Source organism: Burkholderia sp. Bp8998 (assembly GCF_003854235.1).
Lineage (GTDB): Bacteria > Pseudomonadota > Gammaproteobacteria > Burkholderiales > Burkholderiaceae > Burkholderia.
The window spans coordinates 20828-46448 of record NZ_QTQF01000041.1; the positions used below are offsets into that span (position 1 = coordinate 20828).

29 protein-coding genes and 1 pseudogene are annotated in these 25621 nt (G+C 66.0%); 24 read left to right on the forward strand and 6 right to left on the reverse strand.

The genetic code is table 11. The features are described from left to right. Nucleotides 1-177 precede the first annotated feature (177 nt). The 11 genes from DIE06_RS30555 (at nucleotide 178) to groL (ending at nucleotide 10286) form a co-directional block, all read left to right on the forward strand. Nucleotides 178-957: an ABC transporter substrate-binding protein gene (locus DIE06_RS30555; protein ID WP_124664616.1), complete on the forward strand. Its 780-nt coding sequence runs from the start codon at nucleotides 178-180 to the stop codon at nucleotides 955-957. Between the two features lie 67 nt (nucleotides 958-1024). Then, nucleotides 1025-2269: an FAD-binding oxidoreductase gene (locus tag DIE06_RS30560; protein ID WP_124664617.1), complete on the forward strand. Its 1245-nt coding sequence runs from the start codon at nucleotides 1025-1027 to the stop codon at nucleotides 2267-2269. A gap of 482 nt (nucleotides 2270-2751) precedes the next feature. Continuing rightward, the gene (locus DIE06_RS30570) at nucleotides 2752-4323 is read left to right on the forward strand and encodes a hypothetical protein (protein ID WP_124664618.1); all 1572 of its coding nucleotides are present in this window, start codon (nucleotides 2752-2754) and stop codon (nucleotides 4321-4323) included. Between the two features lie 276 nt (nucleotides 4324-4599). Further along, the gene (locus DIE06_RS30575; protein WP_059530421.1) at nucleotides 4600-4959 is read left to right on the forward strand and encodes a hypothetical protein; all 360 of its coding nucleotides are present in this window, start codon (nucleotides 4600-4602) and stop codon (nucleotides 4957-4959) included. A 50-nt stretch (nucleotides 4960-5009) separates the two neighbouring features. Continuing rightward, a complete protein-coding gene (locus DIE06_RS30580; RefSeq protein WP_124664619.1) occupies nucleotides 5010-5525 on the forward strand; it encodes a sigma-70 family RNA polymerase sigma factor in 516 nt (171 codons plus the stop codon). Continuing rightward, nucleotides 5525-6310: an anti-sigma factor family protein gene (locus tag DIE06_RS30585; RefSeq protein ID WP_409364525.1), complete on the forward strand. Its 786-nt coding sequence runs from the start codon at nucleotides 5525-5527 to the stop codon at nucleotides 6308-6310. Before DIE06_RS30580 ends, DIE06_RS30585 begins: the two co-directional genes overlap by 1 nt. 28 nt (nucleotides 6311-6338) lie before the next feature. Further along, nucleotides 6339-6761 (forward strand): quinol oxidase, encoded by a 423-nt coding sequence (locus DIE06_RS30590; protein ID WP_124664621.1) that lies wholly within the window; start codon nucleotides 6339-6341, stop codon nucleotides 6759-6761. Continuing rightward, the gene (locus DIE06_RS30595; protein ID WP_124664622.1) at nucleotides 6758-7390 is read left to right on the forward strand and encodes a DUF1571 domain-containing protein; all 633 of its coding nucleotides are present in this window, start codon (nucleotides 6758-6760) and stop codon (nucleotides 7388-7390) included. The genes DIE06_RS30590 and DIE06_RS30595 overlap by 4 nt, the downstream gene beginning before the upstream one ends. A 30-nt stretch (nucleotides 7391-7420) precedes the next feature. Continuing rightward, complete coding sequence (locus DIE06_RS30600) at nucleotides 7421-7930, forward strand: SRPBCC family protein (RefSeq protein ID WP_124664623.1); 510 nt, start codon at nucleotides 7421-7423, stop codon at nucleotides 7928-7930. Between the two features lie 375 nt (nucleotides 7931-8305). Continuing rightward, nucleotides 8306-8599: a co-chaperone GroES gene (locus DIE06_RS30605; RefSeq protein WP_011544732.1), complete on the forward strand. Its 294-nt coding sequence runs from the start codon at nucleotides 8306-8308 to the stop codon at nucleotides 8597-8599. 46 nt (nucleotides 8600-8645) lie between these two features. Continuing rightward, nucleotides 8646-10286 carry a chaperonin GroEL gene (gene groL, locus DIE06_RS30610; RefSeq protein WP_044846298.1) on the forward strand — a complete coding sequence of 547 codons (1641 nt, stop codon included), beginning with the start codon at nucleotides 8646-8648 and terminating at the stop codon, nucleotides 10284-10286. Nucleotides 10287-10396: 110 nt separating this feature from the next. On the opposite strand, the gene DIE06_RS30615 is transcribed toward groL, so the two are convergent. The 5 genes and pseudogenes from DIE06_RS30615 to DIE06_RS30630 form a co-directional block, all read right to left on the reverse strand. Further along, on the reverse strand, nucleotides 10397-10846 hold the full coding sequence (locus tag DIE06_RS30615; RefSeq protein WP_124664624.1) for a hypothetical protein: 450 nt from the start codon (nucleotides 10844-10846) through the stop codon (nucleotides 10397-10399). Between the two features lie 4 nt (nucleotides 10847-10850). After that, nucleotides 10851-11039: a hypothetical protein gene (locus DIE06_RS39185; RefSeq protein ID WP_260433819.1), complete on the reverse strand. Its 189-nt coding sequence runs from the start codon at nucleotides 11037-11039 to the stop codon at nucleotides 10851-10853. Nucleotides 11040-11263: 224 nt separating this feature from the next. Next, nucleotides 11264-11464: pseudogene (locus DIE06_RS39465) on the reverse strand (N-acetylmuramoyl-L-alanine amidase); the annotation flags it as partial. A 15-nt stretch (nucleotides 11465-11479) separates the two neighbouring features. After that, nucleotides 11480-11962: a type VI secretion system tube protein Hcp gene (locus DIE06_RS30625; protein WP_124664625.1), complete on the reverse strand. Its 483-nt coding sequence runs from the start codon at nucleotides 11960-11962 to the stop codon at nucleotides 11480-11482. Nucleotides 11963-12359: 397 nt separating this feature from the next. Beyond that, nucleotides 12360-13226 (reverse strand): hydroxymethylpyrimidine/phosphomethylpyrimidine kinase, encoded by an 867-nt coding sequence (locus DIE06_RS30630; RefSeq protein ID WP_124664626.1) that lies wholly within the window; start codon nucleotides 13224-13226, stop codon nucleotides 12360-12362. Nucleotides 13227-13481: 255 nt separating this feature from the next. On the opposite strand from DIE06_RS30630, the gene DIE06_RS30635 reads away from it, so the two are divergent. From DIE06_RS30635 to DIE06_RS30670, 8 genes are all read left to right on the forward strand, one after another. Further along, a complete protein-coding gene (locus DIE06_RS30635) occupies nucleotides 13482-13652 on the forward strand; it encodes a rubredoxin (protein ID WP_004186709.1) in 171 nt (56 codons plus the stop codon). Between the two features lie 104 nt (nucleotides 13653-13756). Next, nucleotides 13757-15058 carry a hypothetical protein gene (locus DIE06_RS30640; RefSeq protein WP_124664627.1) on the forward strand — a complete coding sequence of 434 codons (1302 nt, stop codon included), beginning with the start codon at nucleotides 13757-13759 and terminating at the stop codon, nucleotides 15056-15058. A gap of 182 nt (nucleotides 15059-15240) precedes the next feature. Further along, nucleotides 15241-15819, forward strand: a complete 579-nt coding sequence (locus DIE06_RS30645; protein WP_044846295.1) for a YqgE/AlgH family protein — start codon at nucleotides 15241-15243, stop codon at nucleotides 15817-15819. Further along, nucleotides 15816-16265 carry a Holliday junction resolvase RuvX gene (gene ruvX, locus DIE06_RS30650; protein WP_124664628.1) on the forward strand — a complete coding sequence of 150 codons (450 nt, stop codon included), beginning with the start codon at nucleotides 15816-15818 and terminating at the stop codon, nucleotides 16263-16265. The genes DIE06_RS30645 and ruvX overlap by 4 nt, the downstream gene beginning before the upstream one ends. Continuing rightward, complete coding sequence (gene pyrR / locus DIE06_RS30655; RefSeq protein WP_124664629.1) at nucleotides 16252-16767, forward strand: bifunctional pyr operon transcriptional regulator/uracil phosphoribosyltransferase PyrR; 516 nt, start codon at nucleotides 16252-16254, stop codon at nucleotides 16765-16767. Before ruvX ends, pyrR begins: the two co-directional genes overlap by 14 nt. A gap of 74 nt (nucleotides 16768-16841) precedes the next feature. Beyond that, a complete protein-coding gene (locus DIE06_RS30660) occupies nucleotides 16842-17873 on the forward strand; it encodes an aspartate carbamoyltransferase catalytic subunit (RefSeq protein WP_044846292.1) in 1032 nt (343 codons plus the stop codon). Between the two features lie 52 nt (nucleotides 17874-17925). Beyond that, nucleotides 17926-19203 carry a dihydroorotase gene (locus DIE06_RS30665; protein ID WP_124664630.1) on the forward strand — a complete coding sequence of 426 codons (1278 nt, stop codon included), beginning with the start codon at nucleotides 17926-17928 and terminating at the stop codon, nucleotides 19201-19203. Between the two features lie 19 nt (nucleotides 19204-19222). Then, nucleotides 19223-20080: a 1-acyl-sn-glycerol-3-phosphate acyltransferase gene (locus tag DIE06_RS30670; RefSeq protein ID WP_124664631.1), complete on the forward strand. Its 858-nt coding sequence runs from the start codon at nucleotides 19223-19225 to the stop codon at nucleotides 20078-20080. A gap of 34 nt (nucleotides 20081-20114) precedes the next feature. Here the strand turns inward: DIE06_RS30670 and DIE06_RS30675 are convergent, their stop codons facing one another. After that, nucleotides 20115-20954, reverse strand: a complete 840-nt coding sequence (locus DIE06_RS30675) for a symmetrical bis(5'-nucleosyl)-tetraphosphatase (protein WP_124664632.1) — start codon at nucleotides 20952-20954, stop codon at nucleotides 20115-20117. Between the two features lie 336 nt (nucleotides 20955-21290). Here DIE06_RS30675 and rfbB point away from each other — a divergent pair, with 336 nt between their 5' ends. Genes rfbB through DIE06_RS30700 form a run of 5 tightly spaced genes read left to right on the forward strand, consistent with a single transcriptional unit; the run spans nucleotide 21291 to nucleotide 25585 of the window. Continuing rightward, the gene (gene rfbB, locus DIE06_RS30680; protein ID WP_124664633.1) at nucleotides 21291-22352 is read left to right on the forward strand and encodes a dTDP-glucose 4,6-dehydratase; all 1062 of its coding nucleotides are present in this window, start codon (nucleotides 21291-21293) and stop codon (nucleotides 22350-22352) included. Between the two features lie 11 nt (nucleotides 22353-22363). Continuing rightward, the gene (rfbA, locus tag DIE06_RS30685) at nucleotides 22364-23257 is read left to right on the forward strand and encodes a glucose-1-phosphate thymidylyltransferase RfbA (RefSeq protein WP_124664634.1); all 894 of its coding nucleotides are present in this window, start codon (nucleotides 22364-22366) and stop codon (nucleotides 23255-23257) included. Beyond that, nucleotides 23242-23793: a dTDP-4-dehydrorhamnose 3,5-epimerase gene (rfbC, locus tag DIE06_RS30690; RefSeq protein ID WP_124664635.1), complete on the forward strand. Its 552-nt coding sequence runs from the start codon at nucleotides 23242-23244 to the stop codon at nucleotides 23791-23793. Before rfbA ends, rfbC begins: the two co-directional genes overlap by 16 nt. Then, entirely contained in the window at nucleotides 23790-24695 is a 906-nt protein-coding gene (gene rfbD, locus DIE06_RS30695; protein ID WP_124664636.1) for a dTDP-4-dehydrorhamnose reductase, read from the forward strand. The genes rfbC and rfbD overlap by 4 nt, the downstream gene beginning before the upstream one ends. Continuing rightward, nucleotides 24692-25585, forward strand: a complete 894-nt coding sequence (locus DIE06_RS30700; protein WP_409364524.1) for a glycosyltransferase family 2 protein — start codon at nucleotides 24692-24694, stop codon at nucleotides 25583-25585. The genes rfbD and DIE06_RS30700 overlap by 4 nt, the downstream gene beginning before the upstream one ends. Nucleotides 25586-25621 lie beyond the last annotated feature (36 nt).

Below are 25621 nucleotides of genomic sequence, written 5' to 3' on the forward strand. Positions count from 1 at the left end.
TAGTAGACTAAGAGTCTATATTTTGCGTGCAGACCAGCGTGTCTGCCGCACGGCGGCCGGCTGCATAGCATGCCGATCCGACGCCCGACGCCCGACGCCCGACGCCCGGCGACGGCGACGGCGACGGCGTCGCGCGACCGGTCTTCATCGCCTCAATCCGGAATCGAAGGACATCCCATGAACTGGAAGCTTTCCCTCTGCGCCGTCGCGGCGCTTGCGTGCGCGGCCGTCACGGCCCACGCGGAACAGACCACGCTGCGCTTCGGGATCGAAGCCGCCTATCCGCCGTTCGAGAGCAAGACGCCGGCCGGCCAGCTGCAGGGTTTCGACGTCGACGTCGGCAACGCGGTCTGCGCGAAGCTGAACATGAAGTGCGTGTGGGTCGAGAATGCGTTCGACGGGCTGATCCCGGCGCTGCAGGCGCGCAAGTTCGACGCGATCAATTCGGCGATGAACATCACCGCGAAGCGCAAGCAGAGCATCGATTTCACGCCGGCGATCTACGTGGTGCCGATCGTGATGGTGGCGCATCGCGGTTCGCCGCTGCGGCCCGATGCTGCAGGCCTGCGCGGCAAGCACGTCGGCGTGCTGCAGGGCTCGTCGCAGGAGGATTTCCTGAAGGCGCACTGGGCCAACGCGGGCGTGGATGTCGTGTCGTATCAGGATCAGGACCAGATCTATGCCGATCTCGTCGCGGGTCGTCTCGACGCGGCCGTGCAGGAAGCGCAGACCGCGCAGGACGGTTTCCTCGACAAGCCGGCCGGCCGCGACTACCAGATCGTCGGCGAGCCGTTGAAGGATCCCGCGACCCTCGGCGAAGGTACGGGCTTCGGGATGCGCAAGGGCGACAAGGCGCTGCAGGCGAAGATCGTCGGCGCGCTCGACGCGCTGAAGAAGGACGGCACGCTGAGCGCGCTGTCGCAGAAGTACTTCAAGCGCGACATCGTCGCGAAGTAAGCCTGGCCGCGCGCCGGCCGCGGTGCCGGCGCGCGTCGCACCGAATCTCGACGCAGTACGGGGAAGCATGGATTTCGACGTCATCGTTCTGGGGGCCGGCATCGTCGGCGTGTCGTCGGCGCTGCATCTGCAGGATCGCGGGCTGCGCGTCGCGCTCGTCGACCGGCGCCCGCCCGGCGAGGAAACGAGTCACGGCAATGCGGGGCTGATCGAGCGCTCGTCGGTCGTGCCGTACGCGTTCCCGCGCCGGCTCGGCACGCTGCTGCGCTACGCGCGCAACCGCTCGGTCGATCTCTATTGGGATTACAAGGCATTGCCCGCGTATGCGGGCTGGCTCGCGCGCTTCTGGCGCGAATCGTCGCCTCAGCGGCTCGCAGCCGCCGCGCGTGACATGCTGCCGCTGGTCGCGGCGAGCGTCGTCGAGCACGACGCGCTGCTCGCACGCACCGACGCGCAACCGCTCGTGCATGACGGCGGGTGGATCGAGGCGTTCCGTTCGCCCGCGCTGTTCGACGCGGAAACGCGCGCGCAGCAGCGGGTGGCCGCCGCGCACGGATTGCGGATGAGCGTGCTCGACGCGCGTGCGTTGCGCGAACGCGAGCCCGGCATCGGCGACGCATTCTGCGGGGCATTCCACTGGCAGGACCCGAAGACCGTGTCGAGCCCCGGGGGGCTCACGAAGGCATATGCGCGGCTGTTCGAACGCGATGGCGGCACGTTCGTGCGCGGCGACGCGACGACGCTCGCGCAGGTGCGCGACGGCTGGCAGGTCGATACCGTACATGGGCCGATCGCGGCCCGGTCGGCCGTGGTCGCGCTCGGGCCGTGGTCCGATCACGTATTCGCGCCGCTCGGCTACCGGATTCCGTTGCGCGCGAAGCGCGGCTATCACATGCATTACCGGCCGACCCGCATGCCGCTGAACGTGCCCGTATGCGATACCGAGGAAGGTTTCGTCGTCGCGCCGATGGAGGGCGGCCGCCTGCGGCTCACGACGGGTGTCGAGATCGCGTTGCGCGGCGCGCCGCCGACCGGCGTGCAGCTCGCGCGTGCCGAGCCGCTGGCGCGGGACGCGTTCGGCATCGGCGAGCGCCTCGATCCGGCGCCGTGGCTCGGGATGCGGCCGTGCACGCCCGACATGCGGCCGGTGATCGGGCCTGCGCCGCGTCATCGTCATCTGTGGTTCGCGTTCGGCCACTGCCACCACGGACTCACGCTCGGCCCCGCGACCGGGCGTCTGCTCGCCGAGATGATGACGGGCGCGCCGACCTACATCGATCCTCATCCGTACCGACCCGCGCGCTTCGGCTGAGCCCGTTGCGACATGACGGCCGCCGCACGTGCGGCCGTCACAATTTTTCATTCGGCTTTCCGCATAATCAAAAATCATGCGCCTGGAAATGATCTGCGTAATAGGTCGGAAAGAAATCGCGAAATAAGAAAATCAGAAAAACGAGCGATTTATTAACACATTTTCATGAAAATGAAAATGCGAAGCAGGCGGCCCGTCCGGGCAATCCGGCGACGCTTCGCAACGGGCGTTCCGATGTGACCTGGAATGTACCGGAACACGTTACTTCGGGCCTCGCAAACGTTACGTTACATCCGTGCTGCAGACGCTTTTATCGTCAGATGATTTGGGCTGCGCGCTCCATTTATTTGCCCGGAAATCCATATAAGACCGTTATTGGCCTGCAATAGGCCAACGAATCATTCCGTTTTATCGGGGTGGCACGCTTCGTGCACTCCGTCCCCATGCTTTATCAACGTAGTGCCAACCGAGATGGGGTAAGGATGGGAAAAAATCTTAAATTGACGGGTGTGGCGCTGTCGGTCGCGACGGTGTTCGGGGTACTGGCTTCGGGTTCGGCAATGGGGGGGACGCTCGATGCGCTGCCGATTCCGCAAGTGATCGTGAATCCGTCGACGAATGGCGTATCGATCGGGCTGGCCGCGACCGGTACGTCGCCGCTGGGTTCGGTCACCGTGGCGGCGGGCGGGGCGGGCGGGATTCAGACGTCGCTGGGCAATCCGGCGCAGGCGTTATCGGGTGCGGTGAACGCGCTGCAAGGCGCGGTCGGCGGCGGTAGCGGCGCCGTGACGCCGCTCGCGCCGGTGCAAGGTGTCGTCAATCAAGTGACGGGGGCGCTCGGTGGCGGCAACCCGGCAGGTGCATTGACTGGTGCCCTCGGCACGGTCACAGGCGCACTGGGCACCCTCGGCAGCGGTGCGAATCCGCTTGCGCCGGTTCAGGGTGTGGCGAATCAAGTAACGGGTGCGCTTGGCGGCGGCAACCCGGGCAGCGCGGTGACTGGCGCACTCGGCACGGTCACAGGCGCACTGGGCAACGTCGGCGGCGGCGCGAACCCGCTGACGCCGATCCAGCACGTCGTCGACCAGGTCACGGGCACGCTGGGCGGCGGCAATCCGGCCGGTGCGCTGAGCAATGCGGTCAATACGATCACGGGCACGCTCGGCAGCATCGGCGGCGCGTCGAGCCCGCTGGCACCGGTGCAAGGCGCCGTCACGCAACTCGCCGGCACGCTCGGCAACGGCAACCCGGCCGGTGCGCTGACGAACGCGGTGAACTCGGTGACGGGGGCGCTCGGCAGCTTCGGCGGCACGAACCCGCTGGCGCCGGTACAGGGCGTCGTGAACCAGGTCGTCGGCACGCTCGGCGGCAGCAACCCGGCCGGCGCTTTGAGCAACGCGGTCAGTTCGGTCACGGGCGCACTCGGTAATCTCGGCGGCTCGAACCCGCTGGCGCCGGTGCAAGGCGTCGTGAACCAGGTCGTCGGCACGCTCGGCGGCAGCAACCCGGCCGGCGCACTGAGCAACGCGGTCAGCTCGGTGACGGGCGCGCTGGGCAACCTCGGCGGCACGAACCCGCTGGCGCCGGTGCAGGGTGTCGTGAACCAGGTCGTCGGCACGCTGTCGGGCGCAAGCCCGATCGCGCCGATCACGAACCTCGTCAGCGGTCTGACCGGCGGCAGCAACCCGGCCGGCGCGTTGAGCGGTGCGCTCGGTTCGGTGACGGGTGCCCTCGCGAACGGTCCGGCGGCCCTTGGGCAGGCGGCCGGCGCGTTGTCGGGCGCGGCCGGTTCGACGGCTGCAGCGGGCGGCAGCCTGCTCGGCTCGGGCGCGAGCGCGGCGGGCAGCGCGGCGGGCGCAGCCGGTTCGCTGCTGTCGACGGGCGGCAACGCGACGGCGACGGTCGTCAATGCGGTCGGCACGACGCTGGGCACGGCGCTGGGTTCCACGCCGAGCCTGTCGGTCACGCCGCACTCGGGCAACACCTCGGCGAACAACCCGCTCGCACCGGTGTCGACGCTGCTGCAGGCGGTGACGGGCGCATTGCCGAAGTAACCGGCCGGAACGCGCGGCGGCGGTCCATCGCCTGCCGCGCGCAACGGGTCGCACGACGCGGCATGACAGTACTGTCATGCCGCGTTTTCTTTGGGTTCCTGATGTATTTCATAGGAGGAATGACGCTGAATTGCGGGGCGGAATGGAATAACCGGCCGGATCCGTCCGTTTACATACCGAGTCGCGGCGCAGCCGGACAGCGGGATAATGGCCATGACGAAGTCGACGTCCCGTCCGGCGGCGCCGTGCCGTGATGCCATGCCAAGGAGAACGGGAATGAAGACGATGCTGTTCGCCATCGCGCTGACCGCCGCGATCGCGCGGCCCGCGGCCGCCGAGCCGCCGCAAGCCGGTGACGGGAAACTGGTCGACGAAGATCACATGACGCTGTACGTGTTCGATCACGACGCGCCGGGCAAGAGTACGTGCACCGGCACCTGCGCGGCCAACTGGCCGCCGGCGCTCGCCGACGGATACGACAAGGCGTCGGGTGCACTGAGCCTCGTCACGCGCGACGACGGCAAGAAGCAATGGGCGTACCACGGCCGTCCGCTGTATCGCTGGAAGATGGACCGCAAGGCCGGGGACGCGGGCGGCGACGGGATTGGCGGCATGTGGCACGTCGCGCGCCCCTGAGAACTGACGGACCGACGGACTGACGGCGCGGCGACGCGCAGGGCACCCGGATGAGCTACGAATCGGACCTGCTGGTGTGGCTGCCGCATCTCACGCGGTATGCGCGTGCGCTGACGGGCGACCGGGCCTGGGCGGACGATCTCGTGCAGGACACGCTCGAGCGCGCGCTGAACCGGCCGCCGCGCGACGGCAGCAACCTGCGCGCGTGGCTGCTGACGCTGTTGCGCCACCGCTTCATCGACCAGTTGCGCGCGCGGCGCGAGATCGCGGTCGACGATGCGACCGCGCCATGGCAGACGATGGCCGCGCCGAGTGACGAGATCGGCGGCCTGCTGCTGCGCGACGTGCAGCGTGCGCTGTACCGGCTGCCGGTCGAGCAGCGCGAGGTGCTGCTGCTGGTTGCGCTCGAGGAGTTGAGCTACCGCGACGCCGCACAGGTGCTCGGCGTGCCGGTGGGGACGGTGATGTCGCGGCTGTCGCGGGCGCGTGAACAGATGCGTGCGCTGCTGTCCGGCGAGCCGCCGGCGCACAGTGCGGCCACGTTACGGGTGATCGGGAAGACATGATGGACGACGACGATCCGCGCAAACCTTCGAACGATCGGGACGATGCCGTGTCGGCCCAGCTGCTGTCGGCGCTGCTGGACGGCGAGCTGTCCGGGCAGGAGCGCCGCGAGGTGCTCGAGCGGCTGCGGTCCGATCCGGATGAAGCCGACCGGTTCGCGCATTACGGCGCGCAGCGCGATGCGTTGCACGCGCTGTTCCCGCTGCCGGCTGCCGCACCCGCGCTGTTCGTGCAGCGGCGCGCGCCACGCTGGCGTGGCCTTGCGTATGCGTTCGCGGGGCTGGCGGCCGGGCTGGTGATCGGCATCGCGCTGCACGCGGGCTGGACGATGTTCGGCGCCGAGCCGGCATTCGCCGCGCGCGCGGATGTCGCGTACTCCGTGTACGCCGCCGATCGGGACCACCCGGTCGAGGTCGACGCACGCGATCCGGCGCGCCTTGCCGCGTGGCTGTCCGCGCGTCTCGGGCGGCCGGTGCGCGCGCCGTCGCTCGACGAATATGGCTATGCATTGCTGGGCGGCCGGCTGCTGCCGGGCGACGCGGGACCGGCGGCACAACTCATGTACCAGCGCGCGGACGGCAAGCGCGTGACGCTCTACATGACGGCCTACGATGCGCGGCGCCTCGCGCCCCAGGCGATGTCGGCCGACGGCCGCCATACGTATTTCTGGTCGGATCGCGGCATGGGTTATGCGCTGTCCGGCCGAGGCGACGAACGACGCCTGCGCGAGCTCGCGATCGAAGCCTGCGGCGCGCTCGGCGGCCCGACCGAAGCATGGAAGGGGTGACGCGCGCGGCATCGACAGGGAGCAGAAGATGAACGTGAAGACGGCGAGGGTGGCGATGGTGGTGGCGGTGCTCGCGGCAAACGCCGGGCTCACGCGGGCGGACGGCGATGCCCCGGTGCGCGTGCCGGTCGACGCCGACGGCGTGCAGCGGGTGGCGATCGTTGGCGGCAGCTATTTCTTTCGTCCGAACCACGTGATCGTCCGCGCGCACGTGCCGGTCGAATTGACCGTATCGGCCGAACCGGGTGTCGTGCCGCACAGTTTCAAGATCGACGCGCCGCAGGCCGGCATCGCGGTGCACACCGAACTCGGCACGACGCCGCGCACGTTGCGCTTCACGCCGACGGCGCCCGGGCGCTTCGCCTACTATTGCACGCATCGGCTGCTGTTCCTGCGCAGCCATCGCGAGCGCGGGATGGAGGGCGTGCTCGACGTCGAGGCGGCGCCATGATCGCCGCGTTGCTGGCCGCGAGCCTGATAGGAGCGAGCATGACAGCCGACCCCGTGACCGTCGCGCAGACGCATTTCGACCAGGTCCACTCGTACCGCGCGACGATCCGCTCGTCGGCGCGAAGCGGCGAGCACGCCGAATTCCACTATGCATACCTGAAACCCGGTTTCGTCAGGATGGACTTCGTGTCCCCGCATCACGGCGCGGTGCTCGCGTACGATCCCGGCGCCGGCAAGGTCCGGCTGCGCCCGTTCGGCGAGCATGCGCCGCCCGCGCTGACGCTGTCGCCGTCCAATCCGCTCCTGCGCGACCGCAGCGGCCATCGCGTCGACCGGTCGGACGTCGGCGAGCTGCTGCGCAACGTGCATGCGCTGCAGCAGGGCGGCGCGACGGTGACGGAAGGCGAGGAAACCATCGGCGGCCGCGCCACGCTGCGCGTGTCGGTGACGGGCGCGCCCGCGCACGTGGTCGGTGGCGTGCATCGCTACCGGCTGTGGCTGGACACCCAGGACGGCTTTCCGCTGAAGGTCGTCAGCTTCGGGGACGACGACGGTGCGCCGCTCGAAACGGTGACGCTCGACGACGTCGAAATCGACGTCGCGTTTCCCGCCCGCTTTTTCGCACCCTGATCCCTGATCCCGACTCGTGCCGGAGGCTGCATGGCGGAATACCGGTTTTCGACGACGTGGCGCGTGGACGCGCCGCTCGCGGCGGTGTGGGACGCGATCTACCAGGTCGACCGCTGGCCCGACTGGTGGAAGGCGGCCGTGCGGACCGTCGAGATCGAGCGCGGCGATGCGCGCGGCGTCGGCGCACTGCAGCGATACACGTGGAAAGGCGCGTTGCCGTACCGGCTGACCTTCGACATGCGCGTGCTGCGCGTCGAGCGGCCGCATGTGCTCGAAGGCCGCGCGAGCGGCGCGATCGAAGGCGACGGCTGCTGGTCCTTCGCCGGCGACGGCACGCGCACCGTCGTGCGCTACGACTGGCACATCCGTACGCGCGAGCGCTGGATGAACTGGCTGGCGCCGGTCGCGCGCCCGCTGTTCGTCTGGAATCACGACGTCGTGATGCGCGAAGGCGCGAAAGGTCTCGCGCGTCTGCTCGGCGCGACGGTCGAGACCGACGGCCGGACGTTCCAGCCGGTCGCGGGCTGCCCCGACATGTGACGATCCGGCGCCGGGCTTTTGCGCCCCTGGCGGCGCGCAAGCAGGCTTTTTCACCCGATGCCGGACGTCCGCGGAACTCGGTGCTTACCCCGGGTCAAACCGATGCGATGGTCGGGATTTCCCGCATCGTGCCCGCAGCCGGAGCGCTGGGTTGATGTCTATTTGATTGTTTTTAAAGGGTTTTTCATCTTTCCTCCCCGTTTTCCCGCCGCCTCGTCCCGCGCGAAAAAACCTCTGGCTCCCCTTCTTGAATTTGTCAAAACCCGTCCATATAATTAGCACTCGCTGCACGAGAGTGCTAACAATTCTCTGCCGGGCGACCCGCCGGGCAGATTCCCTAAGCGTTCTTCAATCTCAGTCAAGAGAGGAGTGAATATGAACCTTCGTCCTTTGCACGATCGCGTGATCGTCAAGCGCCTGGATCAGGAAACCAAGACCGCCTCGGGCATCGTGATCCCCGAAGCTGCCGCTGAGAAGCCGGATCAAGGCGAGATCCTCGCGGTCGGCCCGGGCAAGCGCGACGACAAGGGCGCGCCGATCGCGCTCGACGTGAAGGTCGGCGATCGCGTGCTGTTCGGCAAGTACGCTGGCCAGACCGTCAAGGTCGACGGCCAGGAGCTGCTGGTCATGCGCGAAGAAGACATCATGGCCGTGGTCAACGCGAAGTAAGCGTCCACTGACGGTACATATTCCCAAGAATTCAAGGAGTTAGAAGATGGCAGCTAAAGACGTCGTATTCGGCGATTCCGCCCGTTCGAAGATGGTCGAAGGCGTGAACATTCTCGCCAACGCAGTCAAGGTCACGCTGGGTCCGAAGGGCCGCAACGTCGTGCTCGAGCGCAGCTTCGGCGGCCCGACGGTCACCAAGGACGGTGTGTCGGTCGCGAAGGAAATCGAGCTGAAGGACAAGCTCCAGAACATGGGCGCGCAAATGGTCAAGGAAGTAGCTTCCAAGACCAGCGACAACGCAGGCGACGGCACGACGACGGCAACCGTCCTCGCGCAATCGATCGTTCGCGAAGGCATGAAGTACGTCGCATCGGGCATGAACCCGATGGACCTGAAGCGCGGCATCGACAAGGCAGTCGCAGCGGCTGTCGAAGAGCTGAAGAAGATCAGCAAGCCGTGCACGACGAACAAGGAAATCGCACAGGTCGGCTCGATCTCGGCGAACAGCGACACGTCGATCGGCGATCGCATCGCTGAAGCGATGGACAAGGTCGGCAAGGAAGGCGTGATCACCGTCGAAGACGGCAAGTCGCTCGCCGACGAGCTCGACGTCGTCGAAGGCATGCAGTTCGACCGCGGCTACCTGTCGCCGTACTTCATCAACAACCCGGACAAGCAAGTCGCCGTCCTCGACAACCCGTTCGTGCTGCTGCACGACAAGAAGGTGTCGAACATCCGTGATCTGCTGCCGGTGCTCGAGCAAGTCGCGAAGGCTGGCCGTCCGCTGCTGATCATCGCTGAAGACGTCGAAGGCGAAGCGCTCGCAACGCTGGTCGTCAACAACATCCGCGGCATCCTGAAGACCGTTGCGGTCAAGGCGCCGGGCTTCGGCGATCGCCGCAAGGCCATGCTGGAAGACATCGCGATCCTGACCGGCGGTCAAGTCGTCGCGGAAGAAACCGGCCTGACGCTCGAGAAGGCAACGCTGGCAGAACTGGGCCAGGCGAAGCGCATCGAAGTGGGCAAGGAAAACACGACGATCATCGACGGCGCAGGCGAAGCCGTGAACATCGAAGCGCGCGTGAAGCAAGTTCGCACGCAAATCGAAGAAGCGACGTCGGACTACGACCGTGAAAAGCTGCAAGAGCGCGTGGCCAAGCTGGCCGGCGGCGTGGCAGTGATCAAGGTCGGTGCTGCGACCGAAGTCGAAATGAAGGAAAAGAAGGCACGTGTCGAAGACGCACTGCACGCGACGCGCGCAGCTGTGGAAGAAGGCATCGTGGCAGGCGGCGGCGTTGCGCTGATCCGCGCTCGCACCGCGATCGCAGGCCTGACCGGCGCGAACGCCGACCAGAACGCCGGCATCAAGATCGTGCTGCGCGCAATGGAAGAGCCGCTGCGCCAGATCGTCACGAACGGTGGCGAAGAGGCGAGCGTCGTCGTGGCGGCAGTGGCTGCAGGCACGGGCAACTACGGCTACAACGCAGCAACGGGCGAGTACGTCGACATGGTTGAAGCCGGCGTCGTCGACCCGACCAAGGTCACGCGCACCGCACTGCAGAACGCAGCTTCGGTTGCAGGCCTGCTGCTGACGACGGACGCAGCTGTCGCAGAACTGCCGAAGGAAGACGCACCGATGCCGGGCGGCATGCCGGGCGGCATGGGCGGCATGGGCATGGACATGTAATCGACTTCGGTCGATGGTGTCCGGAACGCGCAGCGATGCGCGTTCCAGCCAAAAGAAAAGACCCGCAGCGATGCGGGTCTTTTTTTATTGGTGCTCCGGGGTGATCGGGATTAGAAGCCCGGCAGGTAGCACGAAGCGTCGTCATCGTTGTCGTGAAGGCCATAGCTACACGCAAACGGATCATGCCAGCCGTTGTGACGGCCATTGTAGAGATAGGCCGTGTCACCGCTGGAGGCCCACGTTAGTGACGCGGTGCCGCCGGAGTAGACGCGCCACGTCCCCGAACTACCGTCCGGGAACGAAACGGTGCCGCTCGAATGGCAGGGCGAGTAGTAATCGTGGACCACAAACTTGCCGTCAATCGGCGCTGCTCGCGAAAAGAATCGCTTCAGTTGATCGACGGTTGGTGTGAAGTTCCTGCACGCCTCCTTTGTGAGCGGATCGTCCGGGTTCGACGTCTGGCCGGATTGCTCGACTGTCACGGCACTTACCCCTCTGGCCTTGCAGATGGTGATCGGGACGCACAACGCAACTGCGGCGGCACATCTGGCTAGATTCATGACGTTACTCCCAGCGTGCCGTGCTAGCCTCGGTTGCGTTCTTGCGCCCGACTTCCGGATGCCGATATACCTCACTCATCTCGACGTTCAGCGTCTCCGACAATTCGCGAACCAGCCATTTGAGCGATGCATTCTGTTCGGCAGTGACGTTTTCGTAGACCAGTTCCGCAGTTTTCTCGTCGGGGTAGTACATGCCGACAAGCTCGATTCCGATTGCGTCCGAGTTGGACGGATAGCGATCCGAAATGCTTTCCGGGATTCGTGGCGATGAGATTCAGCGGGACCGGTCTGATACGCACGCCTAGCCGCCCGGAGGTCCGCAGTCGGGCATTTGAGTGTGGTGATGCAACGTGACTGCAATTTGCCGACGTGATTGGTGATTCTGTTCAGGGAGGCGGTCTGATAGATCGTGCCATCCTTGTCGATCAGGAAGTGGGCACCGTTCGGTACGTGCGCGGTGTTGCTATAGCTATTGAAAGTGCTCGAGACAGTGGCGCCTCCGGTTTGATGGACGACGATTTCGTTCACGTGTTCCATCGGCCCTCGTTCGATGGATGAATATATTTTGACGATCACGCGTTCGGCATCGACATGGCCCTGCTTTGAAATGAAAAGCATGACTGTCTCCGGTTCTCAGGTCGCTTTGCCGGTTCTGATGTCGTATTCTGCCGCGACCGTTCCGCTGCTCCCGCCTCGGGCGTTCTGAACAACATACTCCTGCCGAATGCGGGCGAATGAGAGTTGGACTTCCTCTCGTGGCCGCGCCATGTTGAAATTGGCGACTGAATTGATTCGCGTGATCAGTACGTCATCCAGCGTGATCTTCAGGTACTCGAGCGGCATGCGGCCGGTCTTGCGCGCGACCAGAATGGCGTTCTCAATATGATTCCCTTTCAGGCAATGCAGCATGAGGATTGGCGATGCGCGATCGACATAGTGCTCGATAGTCAGATCGTTGGCCGTGCACTTGCCTCCAATGCTGCCTGTCCCTGAGCGCGTGGTAGATGTCTGGTCGGCGGACCAATCCCACGCCAATACCTCGATTTCGTCAGGATGAGCTGCATCTCGAGATTCACCTCTGATGCCGGTTAGTTTCAGGAAAATGTCCTGCGCCATCGCATGCTCCTTTTCATCGGTCATATTGAATGAACTGAACCCTAGCATTGCGCTTGGCGGCCAATCTATTGGACCGGTTCGATTTTCGGCGCGATTGTGCGTTGAAAAGTACGACGCCACGCCATCGGTCAGCCGAGAATCGATATGAGTAGGGCAGGCGCGAACGCGGATTCGGTTGCGATAACTGAATGGGCGGGATCGCGCGGGTCGACGGATCGGATCTTGGGCTGCGCAGGGCGGGAAATCGAACGTTGGGAGGGGGTTGCGCCGAGCAGGTGGTTGTTGTCGATCTACTGCGTGCATCAGCGTCGATTTGCCGATGCGGGATGTGTATTGCTGAGACGACATGAAAGGCGGCCGGAGTTTGATCGCTCAAACTCCGGCCGCCCCAGGCAACTCAATGGCGGTGCGACGTCCTCGGCACCGGATCGGCCTTCACGGCCGGCGGCGTGTCCGCATCATCGTTGCTGCGGGCCCAGAAGAACCGGTCGGGCAGGTACGCGCCCATGCCGGGCCGGAACGCGTCGCGGACGGCCTGGTACAGGTATTCCTGCGCTTCGCGCACCGCTTCGGGCGGTTCCTGGCCGTTCGCGAGCAGTGCCGCGATCGCCGCGCCGAGCGTGTCGGTGATGCCCATCAGCCGATGCGGTGAGCGATCCCACATGTCTTCGCGAAGCTGGCCTTCCTCGCCGTACAGCGTATTGACGAGCCGGTGCGAGCCCGTCTCCGACGACAGGATGTACTCGCAGCCCTGCGACAGCAGGTGCGACACGGCCGCGTCGAGATTCGGCGCCTCGGCATCGCCGTCCGGCTGCGCGAGCGCGATCAGCGTCGCGTGGTCGGCGACCAGCAGCGTCGTCTGCGGCGCGAGCAGGTCGGCGATCGATTCGCGCAGGTCGTCGGCGGCGAGCACGTGCTCGTCGTCGAGCGTGAAGTCCGGTGCGAGCACGAGCGGCACGCCGTCGTAGTCGGCGACCACTTCGGCGATCGCGCTCACGACTTCCGCGCGCGTCGCCGCACCGATCTTGAATGCGGCAACCGGCATGTCCTCGAGCAGCATGCGGGCCTGGGCGGCGACGACATCGGGATCGAGACCGGTCACTTCGTCGCAGGCGGCGGAGTCGCGCACGGTATAGCCCGTCAGGACGGACACGCCGTGACAGCCCATGCTCGCCAGGGTCATCAGATCGGCTTGGAGGCCGGAGCCGCCGGTGGGATCGGACAGGCCGAAGGTGAGGACGATCGGAGGGGCGTTGCTGGACATGTAAAAATGGGGCAAGAAAAAAACGGGGAAGCGACGGAGCTGCGGACGGCGAGGCGAAGTGGGCGTGTTGGCCCTGTGTTGCCCGGCAGGCCGCACTTTCCAGCCATTATGCGGCGGAATCCGGCCCGCACGACGGAATTTTTAGCGCAGCGCAACGTAGTTGCCGTACTCCATTGCGATTGCTAGGCAGTCCGGCCCCGACACGGTACCATCATGGCTCCCGAATTTACCGACTTTTCCCCGACGCGGCTTAAGATGGAATACAAGAGCTGGATGTGCCTGATTTGTGGCTGGATTTATGACGAAGAAGCCGGGCTGCCCGAAGAGGGCATCGCCCCGGGCACGCGCTGGGAAGACGTCCCGATCAACTGGACGTGCCCCGAATGCGGCGCGCGCAAGGAAGACTTCGAGATGGTCCAGATCTGACCGGACCCTTGGCCCACGGACACACCGCTCCGGCCTCGCGGTTGCCCGGCGCTTGCGCGCCGCGGCCGGCGCGAGCGGCTTGACGATGACAGGCGCGCGTGTCCATGACGTCCGATCCGGCGAACGTTCCCCACCCTGACGCACTGCCCAACCCGCGCGGCGGGGCTGTGCCCGCGGCCGACGCGTGGCTCGCGGCGGCCGCCGACGCATTCGAGCGTCACGACGACGCGGCCGCGCCGCTGTCGGCCGCCGCCGCCGTGCTGGCGGAGGCCGGCTGGCTGCCGGCCGCCCGATTCGCCGGGCAACTGGCCGCCGCGGCGCCGTTTGCCGCCGCCGAACCGGCTTCCGCCGTCTGGCGCCTCGCGCTGCGCGATTTCCGCGCGGCGGTCGAGCGTCACAATCTGCGCGAGCTGGCCTGTTCGCCCCTCCTGTTCGACCATTTCCGTGCGCTGCGCGCGCAAAGCGCGGCCGACCTGCACGCGAGCGTGCCGCTCGACGTGCTGGCGCTCGTCGGGCGCGCAATGCCACCGGCGACGCTGCGCGCGCTGCCCGACGCATTCGCGAGCCGGGCGCGGGCCCGTTACGAGCAGGCGCTGCTCGGCGTGCTGCGCGCGCCGCACGGCACGCCGGACGGGGCGCTCGACGAACTCGATACGACCCTGACCGCGCTGGCCGACGACGCGCCGTACGACTTCTGGCGGCTCGCCGCCGCGTGCCTGCGCGCGCTGCGCGCCAGCGCCGCGCCCGAACTGAAACGTTTTCTCGCGCGGACCAACCTGCTGCTCGGCGAGCACGCGCAGGGCAGGCGCAGCGCGCCGCCGGCGCTCGTGCGCGAGACGGCCGCGCTGCTGTGGCGCGATTTCGCGCTGTTCGGTGCGGCCGCGGAAGACGTCGCGCTCGTCGACGTGCTGCACGACTATGGACTGACCGTGGACTGGCACGTCGCCGGCACGCCCGCGTCCGAGGCGCTGTGGGAAGCCGACGCCGCGCGGGCCGAGCGTGATGCGGTCGCGGCGGCCCCCACCCGCATGCTCGGTGTCGTGACCGTCAACGCGCACGCGTATGAGGATTTCCTGCAGACGGCCGACGCGTCGATGGCCGACCTCGCCGTCGATCCGGCGGCGGCCGATGCGGGGGCTGCCTGGCGCGCATCCGCGGCCGCCTACCGGGTCGGCACGGCCGCATGCGCGCTCGGGCTCGGTCACGCGGCGCTGCTGGCCGATACGATCGGGCTCGCGTGGCGCCGTGCCGCGCACGGCGTGCCGCTCGCCGGCGGCGGGCTCGACGCGCACCGCCGCGCATCCGACATGCTGCGCGGCGCGCTGCTGAAGATCGCCGCGGGGGTGGCGCCGCCGGACCTGACCGCGGTGTCCGAGGCGCTTGGCACGGCGCTCGGCCGGACCTGACGCGCAACGGGGCGCGATCGCGGCGGCAACCCTTGCCGCGCGGGCCGGCAACACGCTGCCGACAGCGCCCGCGCGCGTGTTAGAGTGCCATGTGATCCGCGCGCGTCATTGCCAGCGTCGCGCGGCGTTGCTTGTTGATCGCGGCCCGGTCAGGTCGCGGCGTCTTTGCTAAAATTCAAACCATGTCAAAGCCTTCCGATCGCATCAATCTCACCAACCAGTTCCTGATCGCCATGCCGAACATGGCGGATCCGACGTTTTCGGGAACGGTGGTCTATCTTTGCGATCACAGCGAGCGCGGTGCGCTCGGCCTCGTCATCAATCGTCCCACCGACATCGACCTCGAATCGCTGTTCAGCCGCATCGACCTGAAGCTCGACATCGAGCCGCTGCTGCACATTCCCGTGTACTTCGGCGGCCCGGTCCAGACCGAGCGCGGCTTCGTGCTGCACGAGCCGGTCGAGGGCGCGAACTACAACTCGTCCATGTCGGTCGAGGGCGGGCTCGAGATGACGACGTCGAAGGACGTGCTCGAGGCGGTCGCGACGGGCACCGGCCCGAAGCGCTTCCTGCTGACGCTCGGCCATGCCGGCTGGGGCGCCGGGCAGCTCGAGGAAGAGATTTCCCGTAACGGCTGGCTGACCGTGGCCGCCGATCCGCGCATCGTGTTCGACACGCCGGCCGAGGAGCGCTTCGAAGCCGCACTCGGCCTGCTGGGCGTCAGTTCGTCGATGCTGTCCGGCGAAGCAGGGCACGCATGAGTGGCGCGGGCGCGCGCGATGCGACGCTCCTGGCGTTCGACTATGGCGAGAAGCGGATCGGCGTCGCGATCGGCAATGAGCTGACGCGCTCGGCCCGCGCCCTTGTCGTGATTCCCAACCTGAACCGCGAGCACCGCTTCAAGGCGGTCGGCGAACTGCTGGCCGAATGGCGGCCGGACGCGCTCGTCGTCGGCCTGCCGATGCATCCGGACGGCACGCCGCACGAGATGACGCAGCAGGCGAAGCGCTTCGGCAACCAGTTGAACGGCCGCTTCGGGCTGCCCGTCACGTGGGTCGACGAACGCTATTCGTCGGTCGAGGCCGAGGCCGGGCTGCGCGAGCGTAACGTGCGCGGGCGCGCACGCGCCGAGATGCTCGATGCCGAGGCCGCGCGCGTGATCCTTCAACAGTATCTCGATCAATTGTCCGACCATGAGCACCATTGACGCCGACGCGCTCTACCGCGTCCTGCTCGATCAGATCCGCGACGCATACGGCACGGCCTTTGCCGAGCCGGGTGGCCCGCGGCTCGCCGGCATTTACAGCGGCGGCGCCTGGCTCGCCGAGCGCCTCGCACGCGATCTCGGCGCGCCGGGGTTCGGCGTCGTGAACGTCGCGCTGCACCGCGACGACTACGCGAAGAAGGGGCTGCACAGCCAGGCGAGCCCCACGTCGCTGCCGTTCGAGGTCGACGGCGCGCGCATCGTGCTCGTCGACGACGTGCTGTACACCGGCCGCACCGTGCGCGCCGCGCTCAACGAACTGTTCGACTACGGCCGTCCGGCCGCGGTCGAGCTTGCGGTGCTCGCCGATCGCGGCGGCCGCGAGCTGCCGGTTGCCGCGCGCTTCTCGGGCGGCACGCTCGACGTGCCGGCCGATGCGACGCTCGTGCTCGCGCGCGACGAAGCCGCGCAGTTCACGCTGCGCATCGAGACGCACGGCGCCTGACCGAACCGCGAAACCGTATCCCGGGCCGCCGGTTCGTACCGCGGCCCGTTTGCATAGTTGGAATCACGCACACCATGACCACCGACACCACTGGCCGCACCGGCAATCCCGCCGCGGCCGCGAGCCCCGAGCGGTTCCGCTACGGTTTCCTGAAGGGCAACCCGCAGCTCACGAAAAACGGCGAGCTGAAACACCTGCTGTCGATCGAGGGCCTGCCGCGCTCGATCGTCAACCACATTCTCGATACGGCCGAGCAGTTCGTCAGCGTGACGGACCGCGAGGTGAAGAAGGTGCCGCTGTTGCGCGGCAAGTCGGTGTTCAACCTGTTCTTCGAGAACTCGACGCGCACGCGCACGACCTTCGAGATCGCCGCGACGCGCCTGTCGGCCGACGTGCTGAACCTGAACATCAACGCGTCGTCGACGAGCAAGGGCGAATCGCTGCTCGACACGATCAACAACCTGTCGGCGATGCATGCCGACCTGTTCGTCGTGCGCCACGCATCGAGCGGCGCGCCGTACCTGATCGCCGAGCACTGCGCGCCGCACGTGCACGTGATCAACGCCGGCGACGGCCGTCATGCGCACCCGACGCAGGGCCTGCTCGACATGTACACGATCCGTCACTACAAGCGCGACTTCACGAAGCTGCGCGTGGCGATCGTCGGCGACATCCTGCATTCGCGCGTCGCGCGCTCGGACATCCACGCGCTCACCACGCTCGGCGTGCCCGAAGTGCGCGCGATCGGCCCGCGCACGCTGCTGCCGGGCGGTCTCGAGCAGATGGGCGTGAAGGTATTCCATAACCTCGACGAAGGGCTGAAGGGCGTCGACGTGATCATCATGCTGCGCCTGCAGAACGAGCGGATGAGCGGCGCGCTGTTGCCGTCGGCGCAGGAGTACTTCAAGACCTGGGGCCTGACGCCCGAGCGCCTCGCGCTCGCCGCGCCCGACGCGATCGTGATGCACCCGGGCCCGATGAACCGCGGCGTCGAGATCGATTCGCAGGTCGCCGACGGTCCGCAGTCGGTGATCCTCAACCAGGTCACGTTCGGCATCGCCGTGCGGATGGCGGTGATGGGCATCGTCGCCGGCAACAGCGACTGAGCCCGCATTCGCGCATCCTTATTCACGCAATCAACGCATTCACAGACAGCGCATGAAGATTCATATCCAAGGCGGCACGCTGATCGACCCGGTCGCCGGCACCGAACGGCAGGCCGACGTATTCGTCGCGGACGGCAAGATCGCCGCGCTCGGCACCGTGCCCGCCGGTTTCAACGCGGAGAAGACGATCGACGCATCGGGCCTGATCGTCGCGCCCGGTCTCGTCGACCTGTGCGCGCGGCTGCGCGAGCCTGGCTACGAGCACAAGGCGACGCTCGCGTCCGAGATGGCCGCGGCCGTCGCGGGCGGCGTCACGACGCTCGTGTGCCCGCCGGACACCGACCCCGTGCTCGACGAGCCGGGCCTCGTCGAGATGCTCAAGTTCCGTGCCGGCAACCTGCACCAGGCGAACGTCCATCCGCTCGGCGCGCTCACCGTCGGCCTCAAGGGCGAAGTGATCACCGAGATGGTCGCGCTGACCGAATCGGGCTGCGTCGGTTTCACGCATGCGAACGTGCCGGTGCGTGACACGCAGGTGCTGCTGCGCGCGCTGCAGTACGCGAGCACCTACGGCTACACGACGTGGCTGCGGCCGCTCGACGCGTTCATCGGCCGCGGCGGCGTCGCCGCGAGCGGCGCGCTCGCGTCGCGGCTCGGGCTGTCCGGCGTGCCGGTCGCGGCCGAGACCATCGCGCTGCACACGATTTTCGAACTGATGCGCGTGACGGGCGCGCGCGTGCACCTCGCCCGCCTGTCGTCGGCGGCCGGCCTCGCGCTCGTGCGCGAGGCGAAGGCCGAGGGGCTGCCCGTGACGTGCGACGTCGGCGTGAATCACCTGCACCTGATCGACGTCGACATCGGCTACTTCGATTCGCAGTTCCGGCTCGACCCGCCGTTGCGCGGCGAGCGCGATCGTGAAGCGATCCGCGCGGCGCTCGTCGACGGCACGATCGATGCGATCTGCTCCGATCACACGCCGGTCGACGACGACGAGAAGCTGCTGCCGTTTGCCGAAGCGACGCCGGGCGCGACGGGGCTCGAACTGCTGCTCTCGCTCACGGTGAAGTGGGCCGATGAAACGAACACGCCGCTCGCGCAGGCGCTGCGCCGCATCACGGCCGCACCGGCCGACGTGCTGCAGCTGCCGGCAGGCCGCATGGCTGAAGGCGGCGTGGCCGACCTGTGCGTGTTCGACCCGCGCGCGCACTGGCGCGTCGAGCCGCGCGCGCTGAAGAGCCAGGGCCACAACTCGCCGTTCCTCGGCTACGAACTGCCGGCCTGCGTGCGTGCGACGCTCGTGGCCGGGCAGGTCGCGTTCGAGCGCCACTGAACCACGTCGGATTCTCGCCATGACCGCTCTTCGCAAGCTGCGTCTCGTCTTTCACCTGCTGCGCGGCATGGCGATCGTCGCGCTGCGCTTTTCGCACGTGAGCCCCGCGCGGCGCCTCGAGCTCACGCGCCGCTGGTCGCTCAAGCTGCTGCGGATCTGCGGGATGCGCCTCGTCGTCCACAACGATGGCGCGCGGCTCGACGCGGGCGCGCTCGTCGTCGGCAACCACGTGTCGTGGCTCGACATCTACACGGTCAATGCGTGGCGGCCGACGCCGTTCGTGTCGAAGGCCGAGGTGCGGCAGTGGCCGGTGGTCGGCTGGCTGGCCGAGAAGCTCGACACAGTGTTCCTGCAGCGCGAGAAGCGCACCGAGGCAATGCGGGTCATGCACGAGATGGCCGACCGGTTGCGCAACGGCGGCGTGATGTGCGTGTTTCCTGAAGGCACGACGTCGGACGGGCAGGCGCTGCTGCCGTTCCATGCGAACCTGTTCCAGGCCGCGGTGTCGGCCGGCTGCGCGGTGCAGCCGATCTGCCTGATGTACGAGGACGCGCGACAGCGGCAGTCGGTCGCGCCAGCCTACACGGGCGAGCTGTCGCTCGGGATGTCGCTCGACATGGTGTTGCGCGGCGGCCCGCTCGTCGTGCACCTCTACGTGTGCGAGCCGATCGCACCGGGCGGCGATCGCCGCACGACCTCCGCGGCGGCCCGTGATGCGATCGCGGCCGCGCTCGAGACGTTGCAGGCGAAGGTCGGCAAGCCGTCGCTCGAGTCGCTGGCGGAGCTGGAGAGGCATGCGTATCCGGCAACCGAAGTCGGCGCCGGGGCGGCGGGCGACGCGGCGGTCGAGGAGCCGGTGCCGGGGCGCGAGGGCTGACGCGCCGTTTCGCGGCGCGCGTCTCGCAGGCGGGCTATTCGCCGCCCGGTGTGCGGCACGCTTCGCACTGCACCTGCGTGACCGTGCGCTGCGCCGGGTCGGCCGCCAGTCGCACGGCCGATAGCTGATTTCCCCATACGCATCCCGAATCGAGCGCGACGACGTTGGCGCGCAGCACCAGGCCAAGCGCGGCCCAGTGACCGAACACGACCGTCACGTCTTCGGTGCGGCGGCCCGGCACGTCGAACCACGGCAGGTAGCCGGGCGGCGCGCTGTCGGGGCCGCCGTTCGCCTTGAACTCCATCGCGCCGTCGGGCGTGCAGAAGCGCAGGCGCGTGAACGCGTTGAACGCGACGCGCATCCGGTCGCGTTTTTTCAGGTTCGGACTCCATTGGTTCGGCTCGTTGCCGTACAGGGCTTGCAGCGTTTCACGCCAGTCGGGGGCGCGCAGCGCGCACTGCAGTTCGTCCGCGAGTTCGAGCGTGAGCGTCGTGTCCCATTGCGGCAGCACGCCCGCGTGGACGAGCAGCTTGCCGTCCTCGAAGTGCGCGAACGGGAGGTGGCGCACCCAGTCGAGCAGCGCGTCGGCGTCAGGCGCATCGAGGATTTCGCCGATCGTGTCGCCGGGGCGTTCGGTGCGAATGCCGGCCCAGACGGCGAGCAGGTGGAGGTCGTGGTTGCCGAGAACGACGGTCGCGCGTGGGCCGAGCTCGACGAGTGCGCGCAGGGCGGCAAGAGAGTCAGGTCCGCGGTTGACGATGTCGCCGGCGATCCACAACGGCGTGTCGACAGGGGCCGAAAGCTTTTCGAGCAGCGACTGGAAAGCGGAATGACAACCTTGGATGTCGCCGATGGCGATGGGGGTACGGGTCATGAAAGGGAGAGTGTTACAAATTTTGGGGGTGCGAGAAGAATAATCCGTCCAAAGTCGTGCGGCGCAACGTTCATTCCGCGAAAGTTCGTTGATTTGGCATGAATCTACATGTCACATAGAGGTTCGTAGCGCTGTATCAAGTTGTTAGCGGCATGGCTTTTGCAAGGCGCGGCTCCCTATAATTGTCGTTTTCCCGAACAAAATTAGCATTTCATGACTTTGGCGGCCATGTCGACCGGTTAAAATTCCCGGTTGGATGTGACAAACACAAATACTTGCGAATTTGATGCAGCCGGCGCCTGACGGTGTTTGCTGCGAATTGTTAGAGGGAACTCCATGATTCTGGTTACGGGCGGGGCAGGTTTCATCGGTGCTAATTTTGTACTCGACTGGCTGCGAGAATCCGACGAAGCCGTGCTCAACGTTGACAAGCTGACCTACGCAGGCAACCTCCGTACGCTGCAATCGCTGGACGGCAATCCGAAGCATGTCTTCGCACGCGTCGATATCTGCGATCGTACCGCGCTCGACGCGCTGTTCGCCGAGCACAAGCCGCGCGCGGTCCTGCACTTCGCCGCCGAAAGCCACGTCGACCGCTCGATCCACGGGCCGGCCGATTTCGTGCAGACCAACGTCGTCGGCACGTTCACGCTGCTGGAGGCGACCCGCCAATACTGGAATGGCCTGAACGACGCCGACAAGGCGGCATTCCGCTTCCTGCACGTATCGACCGACGAGGTGTTCGGATCGCTGTCCGCGACCGACCCGCAATTCTCCGAGACGACGCCGTACGCACCGAACAGCCCGTATTCCGCGACGAAGGCCGGTTCGGACCACCTGGTGCGCGCGTACCATCACACGTACGGCCTGCCGACGCTGACGACGAACTGTTCGAACAACTACGGCCCGTACCAGTTCCCCGAGAAGCTGATCCCGCTGATGATCGCGAATGCGCTCGCGGGCAAGCCGCTGCCGGTCTATGGCGATGGCCAGAACGTGCGCGACTGGCTGTACGTCGGTGATCACTGCAGCGCGATTCGCGAAGTGCTCGCACGCGGCGTACCGGGCGAAACCTACAACGTCGGCGGCTGGAACGAGAAGAAGAATCTCGAGGTCGTGCATACGCTGTGCGACCTGCTCGACAAGGCACGCCCGAAGGCGGCCGGTTCGTATCGCGATCAGATCACCTACGTGACGGATCGCCCGGGCCACGATCGCCGTTATGCGATCGATGCGCGCAAGCTCGAGCGCGAACTCGGCTGGAAGCCTGCGGAAACGTTCGAGACCGGCCTCGCGAAGACCGTCGACTGGTATCTCGACAATCAGGTCTGGGCCGACGAAGTCGCGTCGGGCGAGTACCGCAAGTGGGTCGAGACCAACTACGCGAAACGCGCTTGAGGAGAGAGACGATGGCACGTAAAGGCATCATTCTCGCGGGCGGTTCGGGCACGCGGCTGTATCCGATCACGCATGTCGTGTCCAAGCAACTGCTGCCGGTGTACGACAAACCGATGATCTACTACCCGCTGTCGACGCTGATGGTCGCGGGCATTCGTGACGTACTGATCATCTCGACGCCGCAGGACACGCCGCGCTTCGAGTCAATGCTCGGCGACGGCAGCCAGTGGGGCATGAACATCCAGTACGCGGTGCAGCCGTCGCCTGATGGCCTCGCGCAGGCGTTCATCATCGGCAAGGAATTCGTCGGCAACGATCCGTCGGCGCTGATCCTCGGCGACAACATCTTCTACGGCCACGATCTCGCGAAGCAGCTCGAGCGTGCGCACGCGCAGGAATCCGGCGCGACGGTGTTCGCGTACCACGTGCACGACCCGGAGCGTTATGGCGTCGTCGAGTTCGACAAGTCGTTCCGCGCGCTGTCGATCGAAGAGAAGCCGGCGAAGCCGCGTTCGAACTACGCGGTGACGGGGCTGTACTTCTATGACAACCGCGTGTGCGACATCGCGGCCGATATCAAGCCGTCGCCGCGCGGAGAGCTGGAAATCACCGACGTCAATTCGCGGTATCTCGCCGACGGTGCGCTCAACGTCGAGATCATGGGGCGCGGTTACGCGTGGCTCGATACCGGCACGCACGATTCGCTGATCGAGGCGGCCACGTTTATTGCGACGCTTCAGAAGCGGCAAGGTCTTGTTGTTGCGTGCCCGGAAGAGATCGCATACCGCAAGCAATGGATCGATGCCGAGCAACTGTTGAAACTGGCCCAGCCGCTCGCAAAGAACGGCTACGGTCAGTACCTCAAGAACATTCTCACGGATCAAGTCGCATGGCCATCCAAGTAACGGCGACGGCGCTGCCCGAAGTCAAGATCATCGAGCCGAAAGTGTTCGGCGACGCGCGCGGGTTCTTCTACGAGAGCTTCAACGGGAAGGAATTCGCCGAGCAGGTCGAACCCGGCATCGAATTCGTGCAGGACAACCATTCGCGCTCGGCGAAGGGCGTGCTGCGCGGGCTGCATTACCAGATCCAGCACGCGCAGGGCAAGCTCGTGCGCGTGGTCGAAGGCGAAGTGTTCGACGTCGCAGTCGATATTCGCAAGCGCTCGCCGAATTTCGGCAAGTGGGTCGGCGTGACGCTGTCGGCGGAAAACCATCGCCAGCTATGGGTGCCGCCCGGCTTTGCACACGGTTTTGTCGTGCTTTCGGAGGCTGCGCAGTTTCTCTACAAGACGACCGATTATTGGTTTCCGGAGCACGAACGCAGCATCGTGTGGAACGATCCGGAAATCGGGATCGAATGGCCGATCGATTTCGAGCCGCTGCTGGCCGCGAAGGATGCGGCCGGCAAGCGTTTGAGCGAAGCTGAAGTTTTTGCATGAGGAGCCGCATGAGTCAGCCGAAGATTCTTGTGACCGGCGTCAGCGGTCAGGTCGGATTCGAGTTGTTGCGAGCCCTTCAGGGGCTGGGAACGGTCGTTGCCTGCGATCGCTCGATGGTGGACCTCGCCGATCTCGATCGTTTGCGCGCCGTGGTACGGGAGCAAGCTCCGGCCGTCATCGTCAACCCTGCCGCCTACACCGCGGTCGACAAGGCCGAGGACGAAGTCGAGTTGTCAATGCGATTGAATGCCGAAGTGCCGGCCGTCTTGGCAGAGGAGGCGGCGCGTCTCGGGGCCGTGCTGGTGCATTATTCGACGGACTATGTGTTCGACGGTACGAAGGATAGTCAATACGTCGAGGACGACCCCGTCAATCCGCAAAACGCTTACGGACGGAGCAAGCTCGTGGGTGAGCAGGCGATTGCTGCATCCGGATGCGCCCATCTGATTTTGCGGACGAGTTGGGTCTACGGTACTCGCGGCAAGAACTTTCTCTTGACGATGCTGCGGCTTGGCACGGAGCGTGAAGAATTGAACGTCGTAGTCGACCAGATCGGCGCACCGACGTGGTCGAAGACGATCGCAACGCTCACGGCCCATATCCTCGCTCAGGCTGCAGGTGTCGGCGAAGCAGATCGCGACGCATGGTGGCGTGAACGATCGGGTATCTATCATCTTTGCGCGTCGGGTTCGACGTCATGGCATGGCTTCGCCGAAGCTATCTTCGACGCGGCGAATCTCGCGCGCAAGCCGAAGGTCAATCCTATCCCGGCATCGTCGTATCCGACTCCCGCTGCGCGACCGGCCAACTCCCGGATGTCTGGCGACAAGCTGTCGAGAACGTTTGGAATCCGGGCACCCGACTGGCACGATGCGTTGCGCCTGTGCATGGCGGAAAGATGAGTACAGAACTGCGCGCAGGCGCGGTTGTCGTGTTTTACAATCCGGATGCCGCTTGTGTCGAGCGGGCCAACCGCTTGGCGGAACAGCTTCGGTGCGTTGTGGTCGACAACTCGCCGACGATGCGGAGTGCGAAGGATCTGGGGCTTGCCGAGTCGATCGAATATCTTCCCAATGGCGACAACAAAGGTATCGGTGCAGCATTGAATCGGGGCGTGGCGGCTTTGATCGACGAAGGGTACGAGGCAGCATTCGTATTCGATCAGGATAGCGAGCCATCATCCATGTTGCTGACGGAGCTATCGCGCGTGATCGCGAAAGCCAATGTCGATTTCGTTAAGATCGCCTTGGCTGGCCCGGCTTACGACGATGCGAGACTCGGTGGCGTGGCTCCGTTCGTCCGATTTCGAGTTTGTCGGCTCGAACGCGTCATGCCCGCGGGACACGATCTGATCGATGTTGATTTCCTGATCACATCCGGGTCATGCATCAACCTGCGTTACTGGACGGAGATCGGCGGGATGGATGAGTCGCTCTTCATCGATTTCGTCGATCTCGAATGGTGTGTCCGGGCCAAGCATCGCGGGTTCAGGGTCGTTGGTGTGCCGTGGGTAACGATGCAGCATGAATTGGGCGAAGAGCCCGTGCGGATACTTGGCCGCGCGTATCCGATGCACAATCCGCTGAGGCATTACTACCTGTTCAGGAATGCCGTCGCCCTGTTTCGTCGCGGCTATGTTCCCTGGCAGTGGAAAAGCTCGGAGGCGTTGAAGCTGCCAGTGCGGCTCGCCATCTACGCGTTGTTCCCCAAACAGGCGCAGGAACATTGGCGGATGGCGTGGCGCGGGTTGCTTGACGGTTTACGTGGAAAGGCCGGGCCCTACTCGCGCTGACGATGGCGGGCGGAGGGACTCCCATCCATCGTCTTG

What these genes read in the sequence shown, in the direction of transcription:
- DIE06_RS30555 (WP_124664616.1), top strand. Translation starts at nt 178, where the DNA reads ATGAACTGGAAGCTTTCCCTCTGCGCCGTCGCGGCGCTTGCGTGCGCG.
- DIE06_RS30560 (WP_124664617.1), top strand. Translation starts at nt 1,025, where the DNA reads ATGGATTTCGACGTCATCGTTCTGGGGGCCGGCATCGTCGGCGTGTCG.
- DIE06_RS30570 (WP_124664618.1), top strand. Translation starts at nt 2,752, where the DNA reads ATGGGAAAAAATCTTAAATTGACGGGTGTGGCGCTGTCGGTCGCGACG.
- DIE06_RS30575 (WP_059530421.1), top strand. Translation starts at nt 4,600, where the DNA reads ATGAAGACGATGCTGTTCGCCATCGCGCTGACCGCCGCGATCGCGCGG.
- DIE06_RS30580 (WP_124664619.1), top strand. Translation starts at nt 5,010, where the DNA reads ATGAGCTACGAATCGGACCTGCTGGTGTGGCTGCCGCATCTCACGCGG.
- DIE06_RS30585 (WP_409364525.1), top strand. Translation starts at nt 5,525, where the DNA reads ATGGACGACGACGATCCGCGCAAACCTTCGAACGATCGGGACGATGCC.
- DIE06_RS30590 (WP_124664621.1), top strand. Translation starts at nt 6,339, where the DNA reads ATGAACGTGAAGACGGCGAGGGTGGCGATGGTGGTGGCGGTGCTCGCG.
- DIE06_RS30595 (WP_124664622.1), top strand. Translation starts at nt 6,758, where the DNA reads ATGATCGCCGCGTTGCTGGCCGCGAGCCTGATAGGAGCGAGCATGACA.
- DIE06_RS30600 (WP_124664623.1), top strand. Translation starts at nt 7,421, where the DNA reads ATGGCGGAATACCGGTTTTCGACGACGTGGCGCGTGGACGCGCCGCTC.
- DIE06_RS30605 (WP_011544732.1), top strand. Translation starts at nt 8,306, where the DNA reads ATGAACCTTCGTCCTTTGCACGATCGCGTGATCGTCAAGCGCCTGGAT.
- groL (WP_044846298.1), top strand. Translation starts at nt 8,646, where the DNA reads ATGGCAGCTAAAGACGTCGTATTCGGCGATTCCGCCCGTTCGAAGATG.
- DIE06_RS30615 (WP_124664624.1), bottom strand. Translation starts at nt 10,846, where the DNA reads ATGAATCTAGCCAGATGTGCCGCCGCAGTTGCGTTGTGCGTCCCGATC.
- DIE06_RS39185 (WP_260433819.1), bottom strand. Translation starts at nt 11,039, where the DNA reads ATGTACTACCCCGACGAGAAAACTGCGGAACTGGTCTACGAAAACGTC.
- DIE06_RS30625 (WP_124664625.1), bottom strand. Translation starts at nt 11,962, where the DNA reads ATGGCGCAGGACATTTTCCTGAAACTAACCGGCATCAGAGGTGAATCT.
- DIE06_RS30630 (WP_124664626.1), bottom strand. Translation starts at nt 13,226, where the DNA reads ATGTCCAGCAACGCCCCTCCGATCGTCCTCACCTTCGGCCTGTCCGAT.
- DIE06_RS30635 (WP_004186709.1), top strand. Translation starts at nt 13,482, where the DNA reads ATGGAATACAAGAGCTGGATGTGCCTGATTTGTGGCTGGATTTATGAC.
- DIE06_RS30640 (WP_124664627.1), top strand. Translation starts at nt 13,757, where the DNA reads ATGACGTCCGATCCGGCGAACGTTCCCCACCCTGACGCACTGCCCAAC.
- DIE06_RS30645 (WP_044846295.1), top strand. Translation starts at nt 15,241, where the DNA reads ATGTCAAAGCCTTCCGATCGCATCAATCTCACCAACCAGTTCCTGATC.
- ruvX (WP_124664628.1), top strand. Translation starts at nt 15,816, where the DNA reads ATGAGTGGCGCGGGCGCGCGCGATGCGACGCTCCTGGCGTTCGACTAT.
- pyrR (WP_124664629.1), top strand. Translation starts at nt 16,252, where the DNA reads ATGAGCACCATTGACGCCGACGCGCTCTACCGCGTCCTGCTCGATCAG.
- DIE06_RS30660 (WP_044846292.1), top strand. Translation starts at nt 16,842, where the DNA reads ATGACCACCGACACCACTGGCCGCACCGGCAATCCCGCCGCGGCCGCG.
- DIE06_RS30665 (WP_124664630.1), top strand. Translation starts at nt 17,926, where the DNA reads ATGAAGATTCATATCCAAGGCGGCACGCTGATCGACCCGGTCGCCGGC.
- DIE06_RS30670 (WP_124664631.1), top strand. Translation starts at nt 19,223, where the DNA reads ATGACCGCTCTTCGCAAGCTGCGTCTCGTCTTTCACCTGCTGCGCGGC.
- DIE06_RS30675 (WP_124664632.1), bottom strand. Translation starts at nt 20,954, where the DNA reads ATGACCCGTACCCCCATCGCCATCGGCGACATCCAAGGTTGTCATTCC.
- rfbB (WP_124664633.1), top strand. Translation starts at nt 21,291, where the DNA reads ATGATTCTGGTTACGGGCGGGGCAGGTTTCATCGGTGCTAATTTTGTA.
- rfbA (WP_124664634.1), top strand. Translation starts at nt 22,364, where the DNA reads ATGGCACGTAAAGGCATCATTCTCGCGGGCGGTTCGGGCACGCGGCTG.
- rfbC (WP_124664635.1), top strand. Translation starts at nt 23,242, where the DNA reads ATGGCCATCCAAGTAACGGCGACGGCGCTGCCCGAAGTCAAGATCATC.
- rfbD (WP_124664636.1), top strand. Translation starts at nt 23,790, where the DNA reads ATGAGGAGCCGCATGAGTCAGCCGAAGATTCTTGTGACCGGCGTCAGC.
- DIE06_RS30700 (WP_409364524.1), top strand. Translation starts at nt 24,692, where the DNA reads ATGAGTACAGAACTGCGCGCAGGCGCGGTTGTCGTGTTTTACAATCCG.